This is a genomic window from Poseidonocella sp. HB161398, assembly GCF_005870025.1.
Classification (GTDB): domain Bacteria; phylum Pseudomonadota; class Alphaproteobacteria; order Rhodobacterales; family Rhodobacteraceae; genus Mangrovicoccus.
Genome location: NZ_VATA01000146.1, coordinates 1 through 5,730 on the forward strand (window position 1 = coordinate 1; position 5,730 = coordinate 5,730).

Annotated in this window: 6 protein-coding genes and 2 pseudogenes; all 8 read left to right on the forward strand. The window is 70.2% G+C overall.

The annotated features are described in order from the left end of the window. Nucleotides 1-496: 496 nt before the first annotated feature. Nucleotides 497-715, forward strand: a pseudogene (locus FGX59_RS39420) (response regulator); the annotation flags it as partial. Nucleotides 716-733: 18 nt separating this feature from the next. Next, nucleotides 734-1,189 carry a winged helix-turn-helix domain-containing protein gene (locus FGX59_RS39125; protein ID WP_255471680.1) on the forward strand — a complete coding sequence of 152 codons (456 nt, stop codon included), beginning with the start codon at nt 734-736 and terminating at the stop codon, nt 1,187-1,189. After that, nucleotides 1,155-1,376 (forward strand): annotated as a pseudogene (locus FGX59_RS39955) (sensor histidine kinase N-terminal domain-containing protein); the annotation flags it as partial. The gene FGX59_RS39125 and the pseudogene FGX59_RS39955, both read left to right, overlap by 35 nt. Before the next feature lie 67 nt (nt 1,377-1,443). Then, a complete protein-coding gene (locus FGX59_RS39130) occupies nt 1,444-1,917 on the forward strand; it encodes a HAMP domain-containing protein (protein WP_138473331.1) in 474 nt (157 codons plus the stop codon). Between the two features lie 68 nt (nt 1,918-1,985). Beyond that, complete coding sequence (locus FGX59_RS39135) at nt 1,986-2,528, forward strand: HAMP domain-containing sensor histidine kinase (RefSeq protein WP_240722869.1); 543 nt, start codon at nt 1,986-1,988, stop codon at nt 2,526-2,528. After that, nucleotides 2,456-3,451, forward strand: coding sequence for an ABC transporter substrate-binding protein (locus FGX59_RS35770; protein WP_240722870.1), 996 nt, complete (start codon nt 2,456-2,458; stop codon nt 3,449-3,451). The genes FGX59_RS39135 and FGX59_RS35770 overlap by 73 nt, the downstream gene beginning before the upstream one ends. 304 nt (nt 3,452-3,755) lie before the next feature. Then, on the forward strand, nt 3,756-4,943 hold the full coding sequence (locus tag FGX59_RS35775; protein WP_255471679.1) for an SLC13 family permease: 1,188 nt from the start codon (nt 3,756-3,758) through the stop codon (nt 4,941-4,943). Between the two features lie 202 nt (nt 4,944-5,145). Then, nucleotides 5,146-5,310, forward strand: a complete 165-nt coding sequence (locus tag FGX59_RS39960) for a hypothetical protein (RefSeq protein ID WP_370296490.1) — start codon at nt 5,146-5,148, stop codon at nt 5,308-5,310. Nucleotides 5,311-5,730 lie beyond the last annotated feature (420 nt).

Sequence of the window (5,730 nt, forward strand, 5' to 3'; positions counted from 1 at the left end):
CCCTTCGCCAGGTCGATTGCCAGCATGCTGATCGTCGTCGTCATTGACGTGCCCTCCGTTCGGTTCCGATGGAACCATCATGGCATGCGAGATACCGTTGGATGGGGGCATCCACCGCATCAGTTCAGGCTCCGTTTTTTGTTGACATGATCTACGCAACGATCTCGCGGGGGAAGCGGTAGCCTTTCAGGCGCGGCATCTCGGACGGTGCTCTCATTCCGGATGCCTAGCCAACCGAGACAACCCGAACAAGTTGGCAATGCCGGCTTTGAGCAGCCGGCGGGGCACTTTCCGCAAGTCGTCGAAACGGGACCGACCGGGCGCCGGGACGGCCGGAGGCACCGGAGCCACGGATGTCCTTGCCGTTTCCGCGCAGCTGCGGCAAGGACCTCGCATGCGCATCCTTCTCGTCGAAGGTCACGCGGAGCTGGCCGCGGCCATCACGCAGCGCCTGCGCGCCGAGGGTCAGGCCTTGTAGCTCGAGACCGACGGTGCGGCGGCGGAGCAGCTGCTGCGGCATTCGCAGTTCGACCTCGTGCTCCTCGACGTCAACCTTCCCGGCCGCAGCGGCTTCAAGGTGCTCTCCGAGCTGCGCTTGCGCGGCGACGAGACCCCGGTGCTGATCCTCGCAGCGCGCAGCCAGATCGAGGACCGTGTCACCGGGCTGGATGTCGGCGCGGACGACTTCATGGTCAAGCCCTTCGACCTGCGCGAGCTGGCCGCGCGCTGCCGGATGCTCGGTCGCCGGCGCGCGGGACGGGCACGCAACGCCGTCGAGGCAGACGGTTTCCGCTATGACCGCGCGGCGCGCCGGCTGGAGCTCGGCGGTACCGAGGTCGTTCTGCAGGCGCGGGAATTGCAGCTTCTGGAGATCCTTCTCGACAATCTCGGCCGCATCCTGACCAAGGAGGAGCTGGCCGACCGGCTCTATACCTTCGAGGAGGCCCCGAGCCTGAACGGGATGGAGCAGTTCGTCGCCCGGCTGCGCCGCAAGACCGCGGGCGGGCCGCTGGCGATCCGTACCTTCCGCGGGCTGGGCTGCATGGCGGTCTTCGATGAGCAGCCCAGAGCCGGGCTCGCTCTCCGGCCGGCTCTTTGCGGCACTCGGCACAGGGCTGGCGACTATTCTCGGGCTGCTCCTTCTGCTTTTCTGGATCCAGGCCGGAACGCGGGCAGACCGGACCTATGACCGGCTGCTGGAAAGCGCTGCGATGGCCATGCTGGATCATGCAGTCGCCGGGTCCGGAGGAGCGGATATCGACCTGCCGGCCTCGGCCTTCGCGACGCTGGCCTTCGCAGCTGGCGACCGGGTGATCTACCGGGTGACAACCGCGGGCGGCCGCGAGATTACCGGCGGTCCGGGCCTGGCGCTGCCCCGAGGCTATCATCCCCGGACGGAGCCGCTCTTCTGCAACAGCCGCTGGACGGGCGAGCAAGGTGCGGATGCTGACCGTCGCGCGGCCGGTCCAGGGCGCGGACGGCCTGGACTGGATGATCCTCCAGCTTGGCCAGACGCGGCTGAGCCGCAATGCCGAGATGCAGGCGGCCTTCGCGGTCTCGGCAGCGGGACTCGCGGCGGTGACAGCGCTGTGCCTGCTCCTGCTGCCGGTCGCCGCGAGGGCGGCGCTGGCACCGCTGGCCGCGCTCAGCCGGGACATTGCGGCACGGGACCCCGGCGATCTCGCGCCGGTGGCCGCGGCAGCGCCGGACGAGGTCGCCCGGCTCGTCGCCGCGCTGAACGCGTTCATGGCACGGCTGGCGGGCGCGCAGGCCAGCCGCGAGACCTTCATTGCCGATGTCGCGCACCAGCTGCGCTCCGGGCTGGCCGCCTTGCAGGGCCGGATCGAACTGGTCGCGACGAGAGCCACGCGCAGCTCGTCGCAGCCGAGGCGCAGTCGCGCCGCACCGTCCGGCTGACGGCGCAGCTGCTGTCCCAGGCCATGGTGATCCATCGCGGCGAGGTGCAGCCGCTAAAACCGGCCGGGATGCGCCCGCTACTGCGCGGCCTGCTGGCGGAGCCGCTGCGCGAGCCGCCGCTGTCGCGGGCGGAGATCGCCTTCGAGGACCGGTTGGCAGAGGGCGATCCGGCCCGCGTCCCCTGCGATCCCGTCAGCCTGCGCGAGGCGCTGCGCAACCTACTGGGAAATGCCTGCAATCACGGCCCGCCCGGCACCGGGATCGTCGTGGCGCTGGATGCGGCTCCCGGCGGCGGCACGACGCTCTCGGTCGAGGATGACGGGCCGGGCATTCCCGGGCATCGGCGCCCGCAGCTGTTGGAGCGCTTCGCCTCCGCCGGTGTCGGCCGGGGCAGCGGGCTTGGCCTCGCCATCGTTGCCGAGGTCGCCCGCGCCCATGGCGCCCGGCTGAGGCTGGAGGACAGTGCTGCCGTAGGGCTGGCGGTGCGGCTCGATTTCCCGCCGACTCCCGATCCCGGGCCGAGGCTTCCGTGGCGGGCATGGCGCTGGGGCTGGCCGCGGGGCTGGCAGGGCTGGCCGCACCGACCCGGACGCGCGCCGCCCCGCCCCTGATCCTGTGGTCGGCCACCGATACGGACGTCTTCGCCCGCATTCTGGAGGCCTTTGCCGACGTCCATCCCGGCATCGCTGTCGACTACCACGAGATCGGCACGCTGCCGCTGCACCGCAGGATTGGCGCAGGCATGGAGCCGCCTCCCAATCTGGCGATCAGCCCGGCACTCGATCTGCAGGTGGAGCTGGTCAATCTCGGCCTTGCGCGCGCCCTGCCCGGCCGCGCCCCGGCCGTTGCGCCCGGCACCTCCTGGCGCAGCGAGCTCTTCTGCTTCACGCGGGAGCCCGAGGTCGTCCTCCTGAACCGCGCTGCCTTCGCCGGGCTGCCGCAACCGCGGAGCCATGCCGCACTGGCCGCGCTGATGCGCAATCGCGGAGACCTGCTGGCCGGACGGCTCGCGACCTATGACATCCGCCGCTCGGGCATCGGCCACCTGCTGTCGAGCCAGAAGGCGGGTCTCGGCCCGGACCAGGCACGGCTGACCGAGATCATGGGCCGGACCGGCACGCGCCTGTTCGCCACGAGCGCGGAGATGTTCCGCGCCACCGCGACCGGCGAGGTGCTGATCGCGACCGGCGTGCTCGGCTCCTATGCCGATGCGCTGGCGCGCCATGACCCCCGCACCGAAATCCTGCTGTTCGAAGACTACAACCTGGCCGTGCCGCGCAGCGGCCTCGTCCATCGCGGCGCGCGCCAGCCGGAAGCGGCGGGGCTGCTCCTGCGTTTCCTTCTCTCTGTCGGGGGCCAGGCAGCACTGGCCGATGCGGGGCTGATGCCTCTTTCAGGACCGCCCGGCCTGACCGGGGCAGAGCGCGCGACGCTGATGCTGCTGCATCCCGGTCCTCAGATGCTGCTCTGGCAGGACCGCCGCAAGAGGGAGCGCCATCTGGCCGCTTGGGCGGATTCGATCCGGGCGGACTGACACGTTCAGGAAGAGTTTCCTGACTGCTGGCTGACCTGATCCTGACCTCCTCCTGACCCGCGGCGGAAAACCGCCCCGGGCGCTGGACAGATCGTTCCCGGACGCGGCAACCGGGACCGAACGGGCCTGCAAGGGAGGAAGACCTGCTCGCGCTTTCCGGACTTCCCATCGTCATCGCCATGGTTGCGCTGCTGCTCAGCGGGCGCGCATCGCTGATCGTCGCGCTGACGCTCGTGCCACTCCTCGGAGCGCTCCTGACCGGCTACGGCCCAGCGGAGCTGACCGAATTCTTCTCGGCCGCGTCATGCAGGTGGCGACGATGTTCGTCTTCGCCATCGTGTACTTCGGGGTGATGCAGGATACCGGCCTGTTCCGCCCGGTCATCGACGGGCTGATCCGCCTGACCCGCGGCAACGTCGTCTTCGTCGCCATGGGCACGGCGGCGATCGGTATCGCCGCGCATCTCGACGGGGCGGGCGCGACGACCTTCCTGCTGACCATCCCGGCGCTCCTGCCGCTCTATGCGCGTCTGGGCATGAGCCGCTACCTGATGCTGATGCTGCTGGCGACCGGCGCCGGCGTGACCAACATGCTGCCCTGGGCGGGACCGCCCGGACGTGCCGACGCGGTGACCGGCATCGAGGTGACCGAGCTGTGGCGGCCGCTGATCCCGGTGCAGGTGACCGGCGTGGTCCTGCTCCTCGCGCTGGCGGCCTGGCACGGGTTCCGCGAACGCCGCCGGATCGAGGCGGCCGGATCGCCCGACGCGGCCATCGCCGCTGCCGACGGCACCGGCATCGAGGTCGCGCGCCAGCGCCGCGCGGATTTCGGCGATGCCGCCGCCGGGCCGGGCCTGAGCGAGGCGGAAGCCGCGCTGCTGCGGCCGAAGCTGGTCTGGGCCAATGCGGCGATCTTCGTGCTGGTCCTGGCCACGCTGGTCAGCGGCATCCTGCCCGCCGCCTATGTCTTCATGATCGGAGTCTCGGTGCTGATGGTGGTCAACTACCCGCAGGTCGAAATCCAGATGGACCGCATCCGCGCCCATGCCAGCGCCGCGCTGACCATGGGGGCAATCATCCTCGCCGCGGGCAGCTTCCTCGGCATCATGGACGGCAGCGGCGTGCTGCGTTCGATGGCCGGCGCGCTGGTCTCGGCCCTTCCGGACAGCGCCGTGCCGGTGCTGCACCTTCTGCTGGGCCTCGTCGCGCTGCCGATCAAGCTGGTCCTCTCGACCGATGCCTACTGTTTCCGCCTGCTGCCGGTGGTGCTGGAGATCACGACCCCGGCGGGCGTCCCGGCCGCCGAGACGGTGCATGCGCTGGTGATCGGCAACATTGTCGGCACCTTCAACAGCCCGTTCTCGCCTGCCATGTGGCTGGCCATCGGGCTGGCGCGGGCCGAGATCGGCCGCCATATCCGCGGCTCGCTCCTGATCATGTGGACCTACTCGCTGGTCCTCCTGGCAGCTGGCGCACTGTTCGGGCTGTTCTGACCGCAGGGCGGCGGCAGGGCACTCTCGACCGCACCTGGCGTCTTTCAACAGTATCGTCCCAAAGCGGATCGTCACCGGCAAGCTCCGCTCCTGCGGCGCGGCGAAGCGCGAGGTTGCGCCCGGCCTCGGCCGCCGGTCGCACAAGGGCCTCGACAACCAAGCCGAAAACAGCCTTCTGACATTCCGGAAGCGGGAGCGCGCCATGCAGGGCTCCCGATCACCCGGTGGCCAGCAGCGTTTCGTCTCCATCCACTCGGCCATCCGCAACAGCTTCTCCGTTCCGGCACGCCGCCGGACTGCGCTGGCCATCCGCCACCACCGGATGGACGCCTTCGATGCCTGGAAATGGGCAGCCGGCATCGCCTGAACCGAGTTGCGAGACCCGCGGGCCAACGGGCTCGAATTAACGCAACAACTCCCGGACATGACATCGGGGCCAGTGGCCGAGGCGCAAGCATGCGCTTCGCCGACCGACCGGAAACGGTCATCACGGGGGCGGTCTCTTTCCCCACTGGCGGAGCGCAGCGGCACCCGGCTGCCAGGCGCCGCAGCCCCCCGACCGCAGCCAGCGCGATGAAGGACGGTCCGCCGTCACGGGGCTCCGCGATCGCCCCAACAGGTCTGGCACCGCACTCGATTGTGCCGCCACCGGCCCTGCGCGCACTGGTCGGCATTTGCGACTGCGGCCTGGCACGGACCCCGTCGGACCAGGGTCCTGCCGAGGAGAGCCTTGACAGAAACGGCGCCGCTTCTTCTCATGACGCAGCGGCTGCATGCCGCTCCCACC